The organism is Streptomyces antnestii, from assembly GCF_004005495.1.
In the GTDB taxonomy this organism is placed as follows: Bacteria; Actinomycetota; Actinomycetes; order Streptomycetales; family Streptomycetaceae; genus Streptomyces; species Streptomyces antnestii.
This window is the reverse complement of the sequence record NZ_RZYA01000001.1, coordinates 901,408-921,233: the sequence shown is the minus strand read 5'-3', so window position 1 is coordinate 921,233 and position 19,826 is coordinate 901,408. Positions and strand designations below refer to the sequence as shown.

Here is a 19,826-nt window from a genome sequence, read left to right as displayed (position 1 = left end):
TCAGGTCTACGGGCAACCACGGGGCTTCTCCCAGTCCTCCAGCGCTCGAGCGCTACCATCCGGTTCATTCATGTGAGGCGTCGAGACCGATGTCCCATCCGCGTTCCTGTGGGCCGGCCCTTCCAGGTCAAACCGAGGGCCTGCTTCAAACGGGTGCGGACTCCTCGGGTTCGTCTGCGTGCGCCACTCTTGATACTTCTTCACCTGACCTGTACCGCCGTGCCACTGAATCGTTGTATGCGGATACCCAATGCCATCGACAACGGCCCGAGGGTCGGGCTGCTGGCCACCGCCGCGTGCATTGTGAACCAATACAGATTCACTACCGGCAACCACATAGTACGTGTGCAGGTCGGCGACAGTGAGATTATGGACCGTGGCCGCTTGTGCCGCGCGTCGCTCGATCGCGGCGATCTGTACCCGTGTTCCGGCGTTCGTGCGCAGCCATTCACCGGTCTTCAGGTCCGTGGCGTCGATCCATTTACCCAACTGTGGCACCCAGAACGGGTGTCCGTCGGTTGCTGTGACTGATGCCGTCTTGGTGCCCCGCTGGCCATCGACATCAATGGTGATCTTGACGAGGTGCTTGAGGCCCTTGCCCTTGATTTCGGCCGTGACCGTTTCGGTCTTCGTCTCGCCGGTCACCGGATCGGCCGCGAGGACCTTGTCTCCGATATCGACGTCCTTGATGGCCTTGGTTGTGCCGTCGGCCATCAGCACTCTGGTGCCTGGAGTGAAGCTGTTCAAGACATCGCAAGACTTGGCCGCCCTTGCTGCCTTGCTGCTCTTGCGCCAATCCTTGAAGGCGCCCCAGAGTCTCTTTCCGAGCCCGACGATGCGCTTGCCCAACGCATACGCCTTGTCGATCTTGTTCCAGTACTTCATGACCAGCTTGGTGGCCGGACCGCCGCCGATCAGGGAGGAGACGATGTTGCCTGCGGTGGCGCCGCAGGCGCCCAGGCTGCCGGTGGTGAAGCAGTCGAGTGCGTCGGTGATGCCCAGTTCGTCGGCGATGATCTTGCCAAGTTCCTTGGCGATCGCGATCGCGAGTTCCTTGGCCGCGTTGGCCTTGGCGCGTTCCTGGCGGGCCTTGTAGCTGGCCGGCGTCTCCGTGGGGGGCTTCGCGCCGCTGTACTTGTACCAAGTGGCGGTGGGCTTGACGTCGAAGCCGCCCGCGTCGTTGACCCGGCAGCTCATGCCGGGCTCGTCGCACTCAGCCGGCTTGAGGCCGTCGGGGTCGAAGAAGGTGACCGGGTTGTTGTAGCTATAGGCGTAGCCGTTGACTTGCTGCGGGTCGGTGTAGTCGACGATGGGGTCGGCGGAGATGAAGCGTCCGGTGGACGCGTCGTATTCGCGGGCCCCCAGGTTCACCAGGCCTGACGTGTCGTCGTTCGAGCCGCCGACGAAGCCCTTGTCGTCCACCCACTTCGAGTTGTCCGAGGAGGCGCTGTCGCGGCCTTCGCCGAACGGGTCGAGGCGTCGGCGCTGGGTTTGCCCGGTGACCGCGTTGATCGCGAGTTGCGCGGTGCCGTGGTTGTCGCCGGCCAGGAATGTCACGCCGCCGCTGTCGCGGACCGCGACGGTCTGGCCGCCGAGGGAGTAGTAGCGGGTGGCGGTGACGGCCTTGGAGGACTTGTTGAGGTGCAGCTCCATTCCGGGCAGGTAGAACGTCGTCTCGGATGGTGCCTTGCGCAGGATTCGGCTGCCCGCGGCGTCGTAGAGGTAGGACGACTCGCTGCCGTCCGCGTTCGTCACCTTGGTCAGGTCGTTCTGCTTGTCCCAGGCCAGCGTCTGGGTGTCGCCGCCCAGGACACGCGTGTCGGTGTTGCCGGCCGCGTCGTAGCTGTAGGTGTCCTGGGACGTGACGGCCGGCGTGGTGGGCGTGGCCGTCGTGTCGGTGACCACCTTGGTCAGCTGGTGCGGTCCCTCGCCGTTCTCACCATAGGTGTACGTCTTGGTCGAGGTTGCTGCTCCGTTGATGCCGTGGTCGGTCTCCGCGGTGCGGTTTCCGGTGGCGTCGTAGTCGTAGTGGTGCCAGTACGGGGCCACCCCTCCGACCGTCGTCGACGACGCTGCGGACTTGCAGGCCGCGTCCGTGCTGCCTGTGCCGACGGCGCCGTCGGGAGTCACAGACGACGTCCAGTCGTCTGTCATGCGGCGCAGGTTGTCGTAGGCGAAGCACTGCGTGTCGCGCGTGCCGCCGGTGGGGTTGTCGACGATTGACTGGACGTTGCCGCCCGCGTCATAGGTGTAGTCGCCGTCGTAGGCGACCGACGAGGCGCCTTCCACGTCGACGCGTGAGTTGGTGAGCTGCTTGGTGCCCTGCTCGTAGCTGTAGGTGAGCCAGGTCTTCTTGTCCGAGGCGCCGCCGGTGTTCAGCTCCAGCTGCTCGAGCTGGTTGGTCGGTGAGTAGGCCGTCTTGGAGACGTAGCTGCCGCCGCCGAGTGAGCTGTTCAGTGCGGTCGGGCGCTGCAGTGAGTCGTACTGGTACGACACCGCCTCGGCCGAAAGACCGCCCGCTGCGGGGAAGTTCTGTCCCTGGACCGTGCCGTCCGCGTTGTACTGGGTGTTGAACTCGTACGTTCCGCCCAGTTCCGGTTCGGCCGTCGGGGACAGGTAGTACTTCGTCGAGGTCGGCTTGTAGTCGTTGTCCGCATCCAGGACCGGGTAGGTCACCGAGTCGTGGACCGCGCCGTCCTTGTAGGTGTAGACGCCGTACAGCTCGCCCTTGACGACCGTGTCGTACTTCGTCACCGACAGCTTGGTGCCCGTGCCGGCCGCGCCCTGCCAGGTAGCGATCGCCCGGCCCAGGGCGTCGTAGTCGGTGGTCGTGGTGTTCGAGCGCGAGTCGGTGCCCGACGTTTGGCGGTCCAGGTCGTCGTAGCCGAAGGTCGACGTGCCCGTGTCCGGGTCGATGGCCTTGGTCTTGCGGCCGCGCTGGTCGTATTCGTACGACCAGATGTTGCCGCTGTTGTCGGTGACCTTGGCGAGTTGGCCAGACGGCGTGTAGCCGTACTTGGTCGCGATGTAGTCCGCGGCCGTACCCGAGGGCAGCGGGGTGTCCCCCTTATACTGGCGCAGTTCGACCGTGCGGTCCTGGACGTCCGTGATCGTGGTCGTGGCGGTCTGTCCGGCCGGCGGATCCATGTGGACCCGGTCGCCGCCGTAGGTGTAGGTGGTGCGGTACTTCTCCGTGCCGGCGACCTTGAAGATGGAGGCCGTGGTGCGGCCGTCACCGTCGAACTCCGTCACCGTCTGCGCGTCGATGTCGGCGTTGAGCGGCTGGAAGAGCGTCGAGCTCGGAGCACCGCTGGCGTAGTAGGTGTCGTTGGTCTTCACGATGCGGCCGGAGCCGTCGTAGTACGTATCGGCGATCATGCGGCCGCCGCCCTGGCCGTCCGTCTGCACCTGGCGCGGGCGCAGCAGGCCGTCGTACAGCGTGTACTCGCTGCCGTACGTGGTGCCGCTGTTCTCGATCTTCTGGGTGAGGACGTAGTTGGGGGCGGTGGTGCGGATGCCGTACGTGTACTTCAGCGAGGCGGAGAAATTGGACGCTTTGGGGCGGTCGGGGAGCCAGACCGAGGTGAGGCGGCCCAGGGCGTCGTAGGCGAGGTCGGTGCGCTTTCCGTTCACGTCGATCTGTGCGTCGACCTGGCCCCATTCGGGGGCGTACTCGGTCTTGGTTGTCCAGCCGAGGGTGTTGGTCTCGGTCTTGGCGGTGGCCAGGCCGTAGGTGTCGGTGTAGACGATGTTCTTCGGCGTTCCGGCGGCATCCCTGACCGACAAGGGGCGGCCGAACTCGTCGTACGTGGTGTTTGAGACGGTCTGGTAGGTGGGGATCAGGCCGTCGTGCGAGGCGAGCCGCTTGATGGCGGTGGGGTTGCCCAGGGTGGGGGCGGTTCCCAGGACGGTCGCACCGTCGTAGAGAGTGAGGTCGTCGGAGATGACGTCCTTGGACCGGTCGGGAGTGACGCCGCAGTCCACTTTGACCGTCTCCACCCGGGAGACAAAGCTGTACATGTGCTTGGTCGCGTTGTCCGCGTACTCGGTGCGCGTGCACTGGTTGTCGGCGACGGTGGTATCGCCGACGTCCGCGACCTGGGTGACGCGGCCGGTCGTCGTGTCATAGGTATTGGTGGAGGCCGACCGGCGCCAGCCGCCCGCTGCGAGGGCCTCGTAGTTGTCCGTGCGCAGGGGGCTGACGTAGCGGGCGTAGTCCGTGCCCCAGCTCGCGGCGTTGGTGGATGTGACCTTGGTCCAGACCGTATTGATCGACTTCTGGACGACCTTGGTGCCGTCGTAGGTCGTGGTTTCCAGCTCGAAGCCTGACTTCCAGTCGGAGTCGGGGTAGCTGACGCCGTTGGAGTCGGTCACCGATGATGTCTTGGTGCCGCCGTCGGGGTTGACGTCGCCGTCCAGGCCCTGGAAGAAGACGTGCTCGGTCTTGGTGTTGGAGGCGCTGTTGGTGCCGTCGGAGGTCTCGACACGTACCTTGCCATAGCCACGCCAGTCGCCCCAGGTGAGGTACTCGGCTTTGGTCAGTCCGTCGGGCTTATTCTTTCGCCAGCCCGCGTTGCCAAGGTAGGTGTAGGAGGTGACCTGGTCGGGGCTGCCGCCGACCAGGTCGGTTTCGACCACGGAGGACACCACGTACTTGTGGAACCAGTCGGTGATCGGGTCGGTCACGCCAGGCGGGTTCCACTTGACCGGGTAGCAGCGGGCCGTGGACTTGCCGGGAGTGGGCAGGTTCGTGGAAGTGCAGTCCGTGGCGGCGTAGTTGACGGACAGGACGCTGCCGGACTCGCTCTCCACGGCCGACATCCGGAAGCGTATGAAGGGCTGGATGTTGTCGCCGGCCACGTCCACGCGGTTGGCCAGCTGCTTGCCGTACAGCTTCACGGAGGGGACGGCGACGTCGGTGCCGACGAGACCCGTGTGGTCGATGGAGTCGAGCCACAGAGACTTGGAGCCGTCACCGTTGTCGGTGAAGTTGTGCTTCAGCGTCCAGGAGTCGACGTCCTCATACGTGGCGTCGCCGGTACGGATCTGCGTGGTGATCTTGGAGAGTTTCTTGCGGGTCCAGAACGTCGGAGAGTTCTGCCCGGGGCACTTGGTGCTGGCCGCGCAGTTGCTGTCCCAGGGGACATCGGGCCAGTCGGCTGCAGTGGCGTCGGTGAGCGCGGCGGTGGAGCAGTCGGTCAGGGCGCCGATGCAGCGCTCGGCCGTGGTGAAGTTGACGCGGGCGGACGGCTTCGTGCTGTACACGGTGCCGGCGCGCTGGCCGTAGTCGATGCGCTTGAGGTAGCCGCCGCGGGTGTAGGCCTTGCCGTTCTCCTCGGTCTTCAGGCCCTGTGTGTAGTAGTTGGTTTCCTTGTTGTAGAAGTAGGACATGGCGTTGCCGTGGGCGTCCACGACGTAGTCGAGATTCCAGCGCCAGGCCTGGGTGCAGAAGGCGTTCGCGAACGTCGCGTCGTAGCAGGGCTCGCCCGAGTCGTCGCCGTAGACCGGGACGGTCCAGGTGGAGCTGGTCTGCTCGTTACCGGTGGCGTATCCGGGGAGCTGGTTGAGGCCGAAGAAGTACTGGGTGCCGTCGGTGGAGGTGACCTTCCAGTGTTCTCCGTTGTTGTCGCCGTTGGTGGTACCGGTGAGCTTCTCGACCTTACTGAAGTCGTCGGAGCTGACGCGCCACTCGCCGGTGGAGTCGTCCTTGATCAGTTCGCCGGAGGCGCCGCCGGCCAGGGAGATGGTGGCGTTGTCGGTGCCCCAGCACTGGTCGCCCAGGTTGCTGGCCTGGCCGTCGTCTGCGCACGGCTTGTATCGGCGCTCGATGTAGCCGGGCTCGTAGGAGAAGCCCTGGCCGGCCCAGGAGCCCTGGTTGTTGGTGGTCGCGGTCTGCCCGTCGATGGACTGGGAGCTGTAGCCGAGGGCGACGGTGGGGGCCAGGCTGCCGGGGACGGGCGGGGCGGTGATCGGGTATGACCAGTTGAACGCGCCCGAGGAGTTGGACACGCTCCACTCCGACGAGGCCTTCAGGGACGTGGCCCCGAAGTTGCCCTGGTCGCCCGAGGCTCCGGCGGTGGCCGCAAGCACCGTGGCCGAGGAGGCCGCCTCGTCCGCGGCATCGGCCTCTGTGCCGAGCTGGGTGGACGTGCCGGAAGTGTCCGCAGCAGCGGTCACCTTGGCTGTCAGGGTCTGCGCGGCCGCGTCATTGCTGCCCCTGAGCGGCTTGGGCGTGGAGCAGCCCTTCTTGTGCGGGGTGGTCAGGACACACGCGGGGTACTGGACCAGTCGCAGACGGGACCCGTAGCTGCCGCCGTAGGCGTCGGCGAAGTCCGCGTAGTCGAGGGTGACTTGGACCGGCCCGGTCTTCGTGTCGCCGTCGGCGCGGGCCACGGTGAGCAGGGTGCCGTCGACCTTGGCGGCCTTGGTCTTCTTCCGGTCGAGCACGGCCACGCGCACGGAGGCGGGGCTGGTCTTGCCGGTGGCCGCGACCTTGACCGGGAGCCCGTCGACCTTGGCGGGCTTCTTGCCGAGGGTGACCTCGTCGGCGTCGGCCTTGGGCCAGTGCCGGCTGGAGGCCGCGGACTTCACTGCGGCCTTCTCGGCCGGGTCCGATTTCCCGTACGTGCGGGCCTTGGCGTTCTTGCCGTGGACGGGATCGTCCAGGTTCTTCTGCGTGGCAGGTCTGGTCAGACCGCCATCCTTGGCCGCGGCCTGTGGCGCGTATTGCGGCAACAGGCCGACAGCCAGGGCGACACCTAGCCCGAGCACAGTGCTCCGGGCCGGGATGCGCCACCGGGATCGGTAGGGCGAGCGCATGACAACTCCGTAGGGAGAGATGGTTGATGAAGGAAAGGTGGATTGGTGGAACGGGAAGAGGGGCGGGCCCCCGCGACCCGAGTCGTGTGGACTCGCGTTGCGGGGCGCCCGCCCCTGCCTCAGACCGTCAGGTGACGGTCTCCTCGATGCTCGAGCCCGCCGGCAGCACCGCGACCGTGGGCACGATGCTCGCGTCCAGCGCCCCGCGGTACATCCGCAGTTCGTCGACCGCGCCGGAGAAGTAGCCGGATGCGGCGGAGCCGCTCAGGCTCCGGCCGACCTGCAGCGAGGCGGTGGTGAAGTCCCACGTGTTGTCCCACGGCTCATGGGCGGCCAGGGTGCCGTTGACGTACAGCAGCACGTCGCCGAAGACCGCCGAGTAGACCAGGGCCAGGTGATCGCCGTCGCCCGCGCTGCTGGGAACGACCGCGGCGGCGTTGATCGCCGATGTGGTCGAGCCGGCCCCGTCCTTGTCGGTGACCGCCAGCTGCCAGCGGTTGGCGGAGGCCAGGTACTTCACGGTGACGGCGCTGCCGTTCGTGCCCGCCAGGGACAGGGCCGTCTGGTCCTTGGCCGACCCCGCGGACGCGAGGCGGGCTCGGGCGGTGAGCGTGAAGCTGTCCTCCTTGGACAGAAGTCCGGCCGCGCGGGTGGCGTAGGCATCGGTGCCGTTCAGGGCCAGGTGCCCGTCACCCCACAGAGGTTCGGCCGGGGGTACACAGTCCGGGTCCGCCGCCGGGTCGCACGAGTCGTCCGGCAGGTAGATCGCTGCGCCTCCGCCCAGGGTCAGGCCGGTGCCTGCGGCGTCCTCGGGGGAGACCCCGCTGGTGGCGCTGTCGACCTGCCAGTAGGCGAGTTGGCTCGCGGAGACCCCGCCGAGTTCCTGGCCCTCGGCTTCCGGGACCACGCGGTCGTAGACCTTGACGTCCGCGATGCTGCCCTTGAAGTTGCTGGTGTAGCCGTCCAGGGAGAGCTTGCGGCCGATCTGGAGGCTGCCTGTCGCGTTCCACTTGGTGCGGCGTTTTTGGACGTCTTCCTTGATCAGGTCACCGTTGACGAAGAGGCTGAGTGTGCCCAACTCGTTGTCGTACACGCCGATGAGGTGGGTCCAACTGCCCGGCACCGCGGTGGCGCCGGACACCTTCCATGACCCCATCGACTCCATGTCGCTGAACGGGGTGCGGAACGTCCAGGACGCCGTGTCCACGTCGTAGCCGAGGTCGAAGCCGGGGCTGGCCGTGCCGTCCTGGCTGACGATGGTGACGTCGTCGGTGGGGCGCGCGGGCAGGTTGACCCAGGCGCTCACCGAGAACGTGCCGCTGGTGTCGACTGCGGGCTGGCCGGCGTCCAGGTAGGCGTTCGCGCTGCCGTCGAGGGTGGCGGAGGTGTCGGTGGGGCCAAGAGGTCCCGCATCGCCGAAGGTCACACCGGAACCAGGTGTTGCGGCGGGAGCGCCGCCCATGCCGGCAGCGGTGGCCGAACCCTTGGCGTCACCGAGCGTCCATCCGGCAGCCGGCGCGCGTCCGTCACTGACGAGGAAGACATATGAGGTGTAGGCCCTCTGCGGGTTACCGGCGGCGTCGATGGCCTGGGCCTGCACATACATCGGCCCCTCGTCCGGCGGCATCCATCGGACCGTGGCCGGACCACCTGGGGATTCAGCGTCGACTGATCTCCACGTTCCCTTCTCATCGCCCTTGAAGCGATACTCGTACCTCACCACATCAGCTGACGGGGAATCGAGAGTGAAGCTGCCGTAGTCTCCGATGCCCGCATGCCAGACATCGTCATTCGGGTACTGGGCCGAGGTGATCACCGTGGCCTTCGGTCTCGTGGAGTCATAGATGAACTCGCAGCGCGTGGCCGTTCCTTCGAGACTCCAGGGCCCCCACGACTCACCGTCGGAGCCACGTACCGCCCAGCCGATGGTCACGTTCTGCGGAATCGTGTAGCTCGCGTCGTTCGGGTCGTCCAGGGAGTTGGTGCCCACGGTGTACGTGAAGTGGGCGCCACCGGTCTGGCCGCTCTTCGAGGCGTCGGTTGTATCTATCTTCTTCGACAGTGTGTACTTGTCGTACGTCGTGCTGCCGACCGTCCAGAACACGTGGAACTGAGCCTGCAGAGTCTCCGAGTTGCTGCCGATGTCCCGGTGGTCGTAGTCCTTGATGAAAGCGGACAGCTTAGGGGGGTCGGAAACGGCGTGGTCGATCGCGTTGCCGTACTCGCACGATCCGCCCGGCGTCATCTGCAGGTCATCCATGTCCGGCTGCAGGGGCGGCCGGTTGTAGGTGACTTCGAGATGGGCGTTGCCGCAGAACCGCTTCCAGTAGGAGTAGTCGCCTTCGTCGCCGGCCTTGAGGCGGAACGTCGTGGTGTCCCAGCCGCTGTCCGCGGCCTTCTGGACCGTGTTCGCGACGTTGAAGCGGACGTTTTGGTTCGTGGACGTGCAGGAGCCTGCCGGATTGGTGGGCGACTGCGAGGTGATGGCGTCCTTCAGGGAGGGCTGGTTGCCCCAGTTCGTCGAGGAGCTGATGGCGCTCGCCCCGCTCGAGTTGACCCGGCCCAGCTGCACCTCGCGTGCGGAGGTGCTGTAGGTGTGCACCATCGTGACCGCGAACTCAGCCTTGACGATGTGCTTGTCTTCGAAGGTCCCCGTGGGGATCGCGAAGAACTGCCGCTTGACGTCACTGCTGCTGGTGCAGCGGTAGGACACGTCCGCGGGGCAGCGACCGACGCCCTCGTCGTCACTGAACTTCCAGAACTCCGAGGAGGAGTAGTAAGAGGACACCATGGTCCAGCCAGTGCTGTTCGCGGTCTTGTACACGGGGTCGATGTAGACCGGGTAGACCGTGTCCTTGCCCTTGAGGAGGGCGGCGTCAGGGGTCAGTGTCACCGTGTCACGGGCCGTGTCCACTGCAACATCGGAGACCTGGGCGCCGTCCGGCGGCGTCACCGCGCCGTCCGTCCCGGTCCCGGCGTCCGCGGGAGTTGACGGGGATGCGGAGGGTGCGGGGGTCGCCGAGTCCGGCGTCTGGCTCGTGTGGCTGGAGTCCCACATCATCGGCTGGGGCGCCTCGAAGACCGTGCCCCCGCCGCCGCTGTCCTGAGCCTGCAGACCACCGTCTTGCGTTTTCTTCAGCTTGACGGAGCCAGTGTCCACCGGGAGTTCGAGCCGGCCAAGTTCGGGGTTCGCGGCGGCCTTCGCGTTCTTGACGACCAGGACATGCGAGAAGCCCTCGGCGCTGGCGGTGACTCGGAGGTCGACGCCTTGCAGGACATTCGCGTATGTCGCGGTGGCCCCGTCGATCTTCGGCTTGGGCAGTTTGTGCGGCCAGTCCAGGGAAAGGGAGCGGCCGTCCTTCTCGATCCCGGCAAAGGTCTTGTCACCTCCGCCGGAGAAGGTCATGGCCGTCAGGGCAGCCTTCGGTGCGAAGGTTCCGTTGCGCTGCTTGACGAGTGTGGTGTCGATGTCCGTCCATTTGCCGTCCTTGCGGGTACGGATGGGCTGGACGTATTCGGTGGTGGTGAAGGTGCCGTTCGGGTTGGCGACGGTGGTGCTGCGCTCGTCGCGCAGTGCGAGTACTTCCACCTTCTTCCCGGACTTGGCGGCCTTGGTCTGGGCTTCCGCCGTACCGGCTGCCGTCTGCGGGTCGCGCGTCGCGGCGGCCGCTGGCTGGGGCGCGGCGCCGAGGCCGGGGACGACACCGAGGCCGGTGGCCAGGAGCGCGGTGAGGGTAGTGGCGATGACGGCGGCGCGGCGCTGTCTGCGGTTGCCGAGCGCATGGCACTTCATGTTGGGGTTCTTCTCTCTTGCCATGTCGCCCGTCACCCGACCACGCCGAAGGAGGTTCCCGCGTCAGGAATCCCCCCTGCGCCCGGCTTGAACGTGGTGGTACCCGTCGTGGTGGATCCGGTGATGTCCGTCCACGGGATGCTGTAGAGAGCGCCCTTGGGGGTGTCTGATGCCTTGCTGTAAGGCACGCCGACATAGAGGTTGGTGGTCCCAGCGGTCAGGCTGATGCCGGTGTAGTCGCGTGCGGTTGCGGTTCCAGGCAGAACACTGCCGCTCACCGCCCGGGTGATGATCTTGTCGTTGGCGCCGATCGAGACGTCCAGGGGGCGCAGGATCTGCACGACTCCGGCGTCCTTCACCCCCGCGACGTCGCGCCCCGGGATGCCCACCGCAAGGCGGATGGTGGCATCGCTGCTCACCACCGAGGTGTCAGTGTTGGCAATAGCTACCCTCTGGCCGAAGAAGTCGCCCTTCGTCGGGAACCCGTCGACCCCGTCGGCGGAAGCATCGATCGCCGCCAGTTCTGTGTAGGTACCCGAGGGCTGGATCCGGATCACCGACACGGCGCCGGAGTCGGTCACCGTGCCGACCGACTCCGTCGGCGTACCGACTGCCAGCAGGGCATCCGAGTTGTACGTCTGGCCACTGGGGCGGAAGTTCGTCATGTCGATCGACGTGCCGAACTGGTCGTTGGGCTCCGCCGTGCCGGCCAAACCCACCCCGGCCTCCGCCTGGTCCAGGCCCACCAGCGCGGTGGGCACACCACTGGCGATGGTGTGGTTGAACACCGTCACTGCGCCGGCGAACGAGGCGTCGGTGCCGATGGTCTCGCCGGGGGCTCCTACCGCGAAGAAGCGGTTCGTTCCGGTGAGCGAGTAGCCGAACCGGTCGTGGGCCTCGACGATTCCGGGGACCCCGGCGTCGTCCTGGTTGGCGGTGGTCTTGGTCGTGCCCTGCATGTAGTGGATACAGCCGGCGTCGGCGTAGTCCTTGCCTCCGCTGGTGACGTTCTCCCCGGGCGCGCCGATGACCAGGTATGGAAGGCTGGTTGAGGTGGTGCCGGACTGCAGGGCGAAGCCGAAGCGGTCGTATTCCTCGGTCACCGTGTTCGGGTCGAACTGGGCCTGGGTGTAGCTCTCGATGGCCGAGCCGGTGCCGATGCCCGTGGGCGTGCCGTGGATGACGTAGATCGCGCCGGCATCGTGCAGATCGGCACCATCCTTCGTCACGTCCTCATATGGTGCGCCCACCACCAGGTCCGTGCAGCCGTCGCCATCGGCGTCGTATGCGGTGCGCGAGGCCCCGAACTGGTCGCCGCGCTCCGGCGTAGCGGTCATCCCGCTGGTGGCCTGGGAGATCTCGAAGACCCCCTTGCCGCCGCCCAGCACGACCCGGACCAGCCCGGCCCGCACTGCGCCGTTCACGGTCGCGTACGGATCACTGGCGACGGTGTCCGTGACGCCGTCGCCGTTGAAGTCCGTTGCGGTTCCTCCGGTGCACGCGGTTGCCGCAGCCGCCGAGTGCCCCGCCGAAACCAGCCCTCCGGTCGCCACGAGAACCATTGCTGCCCCCGCGGCCAATCCGGCCACGCTCATGCGTCTGAGCATGAGTACCCCACCCCACCCCTCGTATTCCGTTTTATCGATTCACTCGCGTACATGCAGAGCGAAATTAAAGAATCCGCACCTACCCGCACACCCGAGCGGCCGCAAACCTAGCCAGCGGGAATAGCCACATGTCAAGCGTTTACCCAAATCCCCCAAAGAACTGGATTAGCACCTTCCACTTAAATAGTCGTCAAGTCGGGCAAAACCGTTCACCTGAAGCTTGACGGGACGTTAACCAGGCTTCATAGTTTCTTTACCTTGCCCCCCTCGGGGAGTTTGGAACGTGGGCACGTCCACCTGCAGCAATCCAGCCCACTACGTGAGGCGAGTGGCAAAACGTGATGAATCGGACTCAGTTTCAGAGGTGTCGAGCATGAAGAACCTGTGAAGCACCTGTTCGATGACCTGGTGGTTTGCGTGACCGGTCGGCCGGTTCGCCACCCCTCACGCGACGGCGCAACCGATGTGGCCGGTAGAGGTGAATCGGCCCATTTGGCGAGCCACGAATATCCCCCACCCGCGAGGGATATCCGTCCTAGAAATTCCGCAAAATCCAGCCACCCAAGGCACCTTGCGGCAAGGGGTACGCCGCATTCGCAGTCTCCGAATGGCCAAATTTCGACGCACCGGCCGAACTGGACAGATGTACCCATTCCGGTCTCCGAGTGGCTCAAAATGAACGCCCCGAAGGTTGGCTGCAATCCCGAGAGCCAGCTCCTCATCGGACAGTCAGGTCGCCCTGAACCTCAGCCAGACTCCTGCGCCGCCCACCCCACGTTGCGTAACCGGCGTATTCACGACAAAAGATCAGGTAGAGCATTCATGCCCCCACGCATCCAAGCGCTCGGAGAGCGCATGCTGCCCGCTCGGATACGCAACGAGCGCGCCGGGCGGCGCGCCAGCGCTCAGGCCGCAGCCGCGGAACGCAAACGCCAGGAGCAGATCGCAGCACGGCGGTGCGCCCTGCTGGAGTCCGATGGCGATGTGCGGACGGTGACCGTCGAGGGCCGCACGCTCTACGGACGGGTGGTGCACACCTTCACCGCGGCCGGCGCCTCCGCCCACAACCTGGAGCTGGTGAGCGACGCACTGGAGCACTCCGGGATCGAGTACTTCCTTGTCCCCGGCCGCTCGCGCACCCGCCACGTCGTGGGCATGCGTCACGGCGACCGCAAGCGACTACTGGTCGCGCTGCGCCAGATGTACGGCTCCAGCCCGCTGTACGCGATGAGACCAGGCAGCGATCCGCTGCCCCAGGACGCCGTGCTGTACGCGGACGGAGCACTGCCCAAGGACCTCAAACGCCAGGACACAATCCGCTTCGGCGAGCTGCTGCTCGGCCCGGACGGCCAGTTGCTCGCCGATCTGGGTTTCGGCTGCGACGTGGAGTTCTGGCATGACGGCGCGAAGGTTATGGGCTCCGAGCTAGCGGTCACACTGCGAACCCAGCCCCCGCAGGAGGTGCTGGCGGACTCGCTGGTCGCCCCGCGCCTCAACTCCGTCACCGACGTGCTGCCCAAAGCCGCGCGCGTACCGGCCGCGCGCAAAGTAGCCGGCCGCGAACACCCCACCTACGCCGACTTCCTCCAACCACGCATGGACACCGTCGACTTCCCCATCGATGTCGTCTACACCTGGGTGGACGGCTCCGACCCCGAACTGCGAGCCAGAAGGGAGTCATACCGCGTGGGCAAACCGCGAATCCACGCCCGCGAGACCGGCGCCTCCCGATACACCAGTCACGACGAGCTGAAGTACTCCCTGCGGTCGCTCGACATGTATGCCCCGTTTGTTCGCAACGTCTACGTCGTCACCGACGGACAGACGCCTGCCTGGCTGAACCCGGCAGCCGCCGGTATCCAGATCGTCGACCACAAGGACATCTTCGCCGATCCCACCGCACTCCCGGTGTTCAACTCGCACGCCGTCGAGACACAGTTGCACCACATCACCGGCCTGTCCGAGCGATATCTGTACTTCAACGACGACTTCTTTCTCGGCCGTCCCGTCACGGCCGGACACTTCTTCCACGGCAACGGCGTGGCGAAGATCCCCTTCTCACCCTTCCAACTCGGCCTCGGCGAGCCCCACCCCGACGAGCCCGCACCCAACTCAGCCGGCAAGAACGTACGAAGGCTGCTGTTCGACGCTCACGGGCGATTCACCACGAACAAGTTCATGCACACTCCCCAACCGCAGATCCGCGCCGTCATGGAGGAAGCCGAGGAGCGCTTCGCCGAGGACGTGGCGCGCACCAGCAGCTCGCGCTTCCGATCCGTGACGGACATCGCGATGACGGCGTCCCTGCACCACCACCACGCCTACCTCACCGGCCGGGCCGTGCCAGGCAAGTACAACCTGCGCTACATCGATGTCGCGCACCCGGACGCGTCCGCCGGGCTCGCCGAACTGGCCCGCACCAGACGCTATGACTTCTTCTGCCTCAACGACGTCAACACCCCAGAATCCGAGCAGGAACGCATCACCACCGAGCTCCGCACCTTTCTCGAGTCGTACTTCCCCTTCCCCAGCCGATTCGAAGGTTGACCAACCTGGCCCACGCATCGATGGCCACGAGACCAACGGCAGCCCCGTACTCTGCACGGCGCCATGCCCCTCCATAGCTGGTATCCGTCCGCATCGGCGATGGAGTCGGTAATCCGGGGCGTTCGGCATGGAGCGCAGCTCTGAGGAGGCGCCCGGTCATCGCCGTCCTGTGCAGCCCGCGTGGCCGCAGCCGCCGCAGAACCCACCCGTGGCACACGCGCAGGGGCAGCGGTGTGTAGCGCGGCGCCGTAGAGTCGGCTCCGGGTCCGGGATCGTGGGGTGCGACAGGTTCAGGGTGGCGACGGGGCAGGTCTCGGTACGGAGGACGGCCTCCGCCACCAGCGTGGTGCGCTCGGCGGACGGGAGTTGATCGAGCGCGGTGAGATGACCGAGTAGGCCGGTGTCGGTGAGCCGGGCGGGGTGGTCCGTGTCGGCGCACAGCAGCAGGCACCGGGCCGCCTCCTTCACCGCCCGCCTTCGCGACTGCGGAACGCCGTCTAAGAGTTCAGCATCCTCGATGCCGGCAGCGGCCTGCACAAGTACGTCCTCGAGGCGAGTGGCCTGCTGCCCCGCGGCGGCGAGCAGGATGTGGGCTTGGGCGAGGATCCGATGCGCTGCGTTGCGGTAGTGGAGCGGCAGATGGATTCGGGGCATGGCTGGCGTTCCTTCCGGGAGGATGAGGGCAGCAGCGGGGTTTCGGGGTGCGCTGAGATGATCCGGTGCCGAACGAGGCAGGGGTGAGGGGTCCCGGGTCGCGGCGCGGGTGCCGCACCCCGGGCCCATCCGGGCACCCGGGGCACGGTATGCAAGGTTTTCAGGAAGTGGTCGGGTGGGTGGTGCAGTAGGCGTCGAGGGCGAGACTGAGCTCAGCTGCTGAGCGCAACGCGCTGCAAGGAGGTCGGTGCTGTGCCCGCATGGGCCCAGCAGTCCGGTGACCGGGATGAAGGCTGTTGTGCGGCGGTCGTTGAGGGCTTCGATGAGGCGGTCGCGGGAGTAGGCGGCCTGCAGTCGGAGGCGGCCGTGGAGTCGGTCGGCCTCCCGGGCGGTTTCCAGGACCAGTTGGGCCATTGCATGGTGAAGGCTGTCGCCCTGGGCTTGGGCGTGCAGTCGCTGGTGAGCATCGGGGCCCAGGAGATCCCGTACGGCCTGCTCGCCGGGGCCCACCGGGCCGGCGGGCTGCGGACTCGTGCTGGGCGGAGCGGTCTTGGCAGTGCCGCGTTGGCGGCTGGGCGGGTTGGTCATGGCGGTTGCCCTTTCGTGTTCCGGGGTGTGCGGGACGGCGTTAGAGCTGTTCGCCGTAGCGGCAGTTGTCGATGTGGCCCTGGTCGCGGTCGAAGGTGTCGGGGGCGCCGTCCTGCCGGTCGCAGTCGGCGATCTGGAGGGGGCCGCGCGCCAGGTGGTCGCCGAGGTCGGCGAGGTGGCGGACCGTCGCGGCCGGGACGTCGCCTGTGCATGCCGGGCAGGGACCGAGCAGCTCGAAGGGCTCGTCTTCGTAGACCGGGTAGCGGAGCAGGAAGCGGTACTTCTCTCCCGTGTCGGGGCAGGTGGCGGTGGCCAGTACCGGCTCGCCGGGTGTGGTGCGGCGACGGCGCCAGTCGGGTTCGGTGGTGATCTGGTCCAGGCCGAGTCCGAGCAGCGCGGCCAGGCGGATGGCGGTGCGGGCGTGTTCCTCGCCCCGGTAGCGGCCGTGCGGGCTGACGGCCATGTTGTGGCGGATGAACACGGCGGCGGCGTGGGCGCGTTCGGTGATCGAGGTCATGGCAGGGGTGCTCCCTTGTGTGAGTCCGTGCGGTGATTGGGGATGGGGCCGCCCGCCTGGCAGGTGCGCGGCCCATGGATCCCGGGGGTGTGGTCAGGCGCGGTTTGCGGTGGTGAGGGCGGTGCTCGCGGCCGTTGAGATTGCGGCGGCGGCCTGGGCGGGGTCGGTGAGTTCGAGGAAGGTGGCGCCCTCCAGGGGGCGGGCGCCGGGGGCGAAGGCAAGCCAGAGGACCGCACACCTGGCTGTGCGCAGGGCGGTGATGCGCGCGGCGGCGCTGGCGGCTTCATCGGGGTTGTAGTGGCCGTCGGAGGCGATCACCAGGAGGCGGCCCGCTCCGGGGTGGTCCAGGCCGAGTCCGGCGGTGAGGGCGTCGATGGCTTCGGCGAGGCGGTGGGCGCCGCCGGTCGCCTCGAATTCGGTGACCCGGGCCGGGGTGCGGCCGGGGGCGGTGATCGCGGTCAGGGCGCGGTCGTAGGCGACGGTGGCGCTGCGGGAGTCGGGGTCGGTGAGGGCGGTGGCACGGGCGAGGATCCAGGCGGCCGAGGCGATCGGCCCGGCTGCCGCGCCCATGGAGCCGGATACGTCCACCGCGATGGCGACCCGGAGGGGCGGGGTGGGGGTGTGCTTGCGTTGGGTGTGGATCCAGGGGGTGGCACTGGGTACGGCTCCGGCGGCCTGCTGGGCGTCGCGGGCCAGGGCCTGGCGCATGTTCAACCGGCCCGGAGGCGCCGCCGAGGCGGTGATGATGGCGGTGCGTTCGCGGTAGGCGGCCGTCCGCAGGGCGCGGGCCAGGCGCCCGGCCGCCGCCCTCTCCGCCCCGGTGGGGGTGCGGGTACCGGTCACCGGAGTGCGCAGCTTCCTGCGTTTATCCGGGCGCCTGCCGGGCAGCACCGGTCGGGCGCCCGGCGCGAACACCTGCCCGGCGATCTGGGTTGCCTGCCGCTGCTGCTCGGCGTGTTCGGCCTTGGTCCGTGCTCGGTTGTGGCGTGCGGCATCGGCGTGTTGGCGTGCGGCGGCCTGAGCTTGTTCGTTGCGGCGCACCGCGCGAACCGTCTGACCGACCGCCTCGGTCAACGCGCCGTCCCCGCCGTCCGGCCCGCTGCCGCCGGGGATCAGGGGTGGTTCGGGGGCCTGAGGCTGTTGGCCGAGGGCCTGACACCAGGCCTGGCCGTGGGCGAGCATCGCCTCGGTGTCGTCGTCGGCCGTGGCATGTGCGGCCTTCCAGATCGCGGCGAGCTGGGCGAGGAGGTCGGGGCCGAGGATCGCGGTGACCGCCGTCTCGACCGGTTCGCTCTCGTCCGGGTCGAGGATTCCGGCATCGCGGCGGGCGAGCAGCAACCCAGCCGCGAAGGCGGCCTGCCACCGGTCTGCTGGGGCGTTGGCCATCATGTCGGCCATCAGCACCGTGTGCACCGTGGCGCGCAGAAAGCGTCGGTCGTCGGGGCGGCGCGCGAGGTGGGCCGCCTCGGCGCGGGATTCCTCCAGCATTTCGGCTGCCGCGCGCTGAGCTGTGCCTCGCGGCACGGTGGGGGTGAGCCAGCGGGAGTGCGCTGCGTGCGCGGCCTCGTGGATCATCGCGCCCCAGGCCACCGGGTAGCGGTCCTCGTCCCCCGCCCGTTGCGGGTGCAGAGTGCGGGGGCGGTGCGGGGTGAACAGGGCCTCGTCGATCTCGAGGTTCGCGGTGGCGGGAAAGTAGGCGGCGGGGGCCCCGGAAAGGGTGCCTGGGGCGCAGGTCACCAGGATGTCTTCGCGTCCGGCCAGTTCGGGCAGCCGCTCGGTCAGTTCCGCCGAGATCCGCAACCACTCGGCGGCATCCGGGCGCGGCACGGGGTCATACAGCGGGCCGCCGTCGTCCTCCCAGCGGGCGAGCGCCTCCTCCGTCTCGGTCACGGCGGGCGGGTGGTGGTGCACGTGAGCGGGGACGAGCGTGGTCATGGCAGGGTCCCTTCGAAACTGCGGCGCGGCTGGGGCGGGGTGGGTGGGCAGCGGGGCCGTACCGCCGGGGCGGTACGGCAACCGGCTGGCGGGGGTGGGGTGTTAGAGCTGGCGGCCCAGGGCGAGGGCGGTGATGGGGCTGCCGATGGCCTTGGTGACGATCTCGGTGACCGTGTCCCGGTCTTCCAGGGGTGCGATGCCGACCAGGTTGGCGAAGGCCACGGCGGTGCCGAGTACGTCGGCGATCTTCTGGAAGGCGATCAACTCGCGCAGTTGCGGGGCCCAGCCGACTTCTCCGGCCTCCTGGCGGGTGGCGAGGTTGCGGGCGACCCGTACCGCTGTGCGGTTGATGTTCAGGGAGGCGGCCAGGTCGTAGTCGGAGCCGACCTGGATCTGCATGCTGAACCGGGAAGCGAGGGCCTCGGTGAGGACCGCGCCATGCACGCCGGGGTTGTGCCCGGCGATCACGTAGAACCCCTCGGCCGCCGTGATCGTCTCGCCCTTGTGCGCCTTGACCTGGATCTGCCTGCGCCCGTCCATCGCCGGATACAGGGCGGCCAGGACTTTCGGGGAGATCAGGGTCGCGTCGTCCAAGAGGAGGGCACGTCCCTCCTGCATGGCCGTCACGAGGGGGCCGTAGATGAACTCGTAGCCGCCCTTGTCATCCTGGGTGTACTCCCCGATCAGGTCGCCGACCGTGGTGTCCCCGTCCCCCGCCACCGTGAGCAGGTCCCCGAAGGCGGCCTCGATCAGGGAGGTCTTCCCCGTGCCCGGCGGCCCGTAGAGGAGGACCGGGACGCTGGCCTCCCGCAGGCGCTGGAGCGCCTCCACATCGGGCAGGTTCGCCAGCGCCCTGGGGTGGTAGCGCTGCCCGTTGGGCCGGGTGACCGGGCCGGGGCGCCCGCTCGGCGGCGGTGCAGGGGCGGGGACCGCACCTGCCTGCGCGGGCCGGGGCGGGCTGAGCGGTGAGGCGGCCGGGGTGTGCTGTGCGGCGGCGGCCGTGGCCGAAGTCGCCCGGTAGGTACGGGGCTTGTCACCGAGGCGCTCCGCCTCGCCCCGGGTGACGAGGGTTTCGCAGGCGTTGCCGACCGCGCCGCCCGAATGCCCCAGCTGCTTGGCCAGTTCGGTCACCGTGTACCGACCCTGCGGGCTGGTCGCCAGGATCCCGGCGATCCGGGCCCGCAGTTCACCGGGGCGCGACTTGCCCGGTGCGGAGGAGGGGGAAGTCGAGGGGGCAGGGGTGCTTGCGGCCATGGCGAAGCCTTCCTCTCACTGGTTTAAGGAGAAATCGGTGGGGATTCGTGCCAGCCCTCGCTCGCCCAGCACTCACCGAGGGCCCGGCATGCGGGTCCGTCAAGGGGCTGGC

At 67.8% G+C, this 19,826-nt stretch carries 8 protein-coding genes; 1 reads left to right on the top strand and 7 read right to left on the bottom strand.

From position 1 onward, the window contains the following. Positions 1-6 precede the first annotated feature (6 nt). From EOT10_RS03865 to EOT10_RS03855, 3 genes are all read right to left on the bottom strand, one after another. Entirely contained in the window at positions 7-6,819 is a 6,813-nt protein-coding gene (locus tag EOT10_RS03865) for a polymorphic toxin-type HINT domain-containing protein (protein ID WP_127826575.1), read from the bottom strand. Positions 6,820-6,946: 127 nt separating this feature from the next. After that, positions 6,947-10,636 carry a LamG-like jellyroll fold domain-containing protein gene (locus tag EOT10_RS03860; protein ID WP_223280740.1) on the bottom strand — a complete coding sequence of 1,230 codons (3,690 nt, stop codon included), beginning with the start codon at positions 10,634-10,636 and terminating at the stop codon, positions 6,947-6,949. An 8-nt stretch (positions 10,637-10,644) separates the two neighbouring features. After that, positions 10,645-12,207 (bottom strand): integrin alpha, encoded by a 1,563-nt coding sequence (locus EOT10_RS03855; protein ID WP_223280739.1) that lies wholly within the window; start codon positions 12,205-12,207, stop codon positions 10,645-10,647. Positions 12,208-13,041: 834 nt separating this feature from the next. Here EOT10_RS03855 and EOT10_RS03850 point away from each other — a divergent pair. Next, on the top strand, positions 13,042-14,766 hold the full coding sequence (locus EOT10_RS03850) for a stealth family protein (protein WP_127826574.1): 1,725 nt from the start codon (positions 13,042-13,044) through the stop codon (positions 14,764-14,766). 156 nt (positions 14,767-14,922) lie between these two features. On the opposite strand, the gene EOT10_RS03845 is transcribed toward EOT10_RS03850, so the two are convergent. The 4 genes from EOT10_RS03845 to EOT10_RS03830 all read right to left on the bottom strand — a co-directional run bounded on the left by EOT10_RS03845 (position 14,923) and on the right by EOT10_RS03830 (position 19,633). Next, positions 14,923-15,420: a hypothetical protein gene (locus tag EOT10_RS03845; protein WP_127826573.1), complete on the bottom strand. Its 498-nt coding sequence runs from the start codon at positions 15,418-15,420 to the stop codon at positions 14,923-14,925. A 628-nt stretch (positions 15,421-16,048) separates the two neighbouring features. After that, positions 16,049-16,525, bottom strand: a complete 477-nt coding sequence (locus EOT10_RS03840; protein WP_127826572.1) for a hypothetical protein — start codon at positions 16,523-16,525, stop codon at positions 16,049-16,051. A gap of 93 nt (positions 16,526-16,618) precedes the next feature. Further along, a complete protein-coding gene (locus EOT10_RS03835; RefSeq protein WP_127826571.1) occupies positions 16,619-18,460 on the bottom strand; it encodes a VWA domain-containing protein in 1,842 nt (613 codons plus the stop codon). 102 nt (positions 18,461-18,562) lie between these two features. After that, positions 18,563-19,633 carry an AAA family ATPase gene (locus tag EOT10_RS03830; protein WP_127826757.1) on the bottom strand — a complete coding sequence of 357 codons (1,071 nt, stop codon included), beginning with the start codon at positions 19,631-19,633 and terminating at the stop codon, positions 18,563-18,565. Between the last annotated feature and the right edge of the window lie 193 nt (positions 19,634-19,826).

Excerpts from the sequence above, each read along its gene's own strand:
- EOT10_RS03855 (WP_223280739.1), bottom strand. The coding sequence starts at position 12,207 with ATGAGCGTGGCCGGATTGGCCGCGGGGGCAGCAATGGTTCTCGTGGCG.
- EOT10_RS03865 (WP_127826575.1), bottom strand. The coding sequence starts at position 6,819 with ATGCGCTCGCCCTACCGATCCCGGTGGCGCATCCCGGCCCGGAGCACT.
- EOT10_RS03850 (WP_127826574.1), top strand. The coding sequence starts at position 13,042 with ATGCCCCCACGCATCCAAGCGCTCGGAGAGCGCATGCTGCCCGCTCGG.
- EOT10_RS03840 (WP_127826572.1), bottom strand. The coding sequence starts at position 16,525 with ATGACCTCGATCACCGAACGCGCCCACGCCGCCGCCGTGTTCATCCGC.
- EOT10_RS03860 (WP_223280740.1), bottom strand. The coding sequence starts at position 10,636 with ATGGCAAGAGAGAAGAACCCCAACATGAAGTGCCATGCGCTCGGCAAC.
- EOT10_RS03845 (WP_127826573.1), bottom strand. The coding sequence starts at position 15,420 with ATGCCCCGAATCCATCTGCCGCTCCACTACCGCAACGCAGCGCATCGG.
- EOT10_RS03835 (WP_127826571.1), bottom strand. The coding sequence starts at position 18,460 with ATGACCACGCTCGTCCCCGCTCACGTGCACCACCACCCGCCCGCCGTG.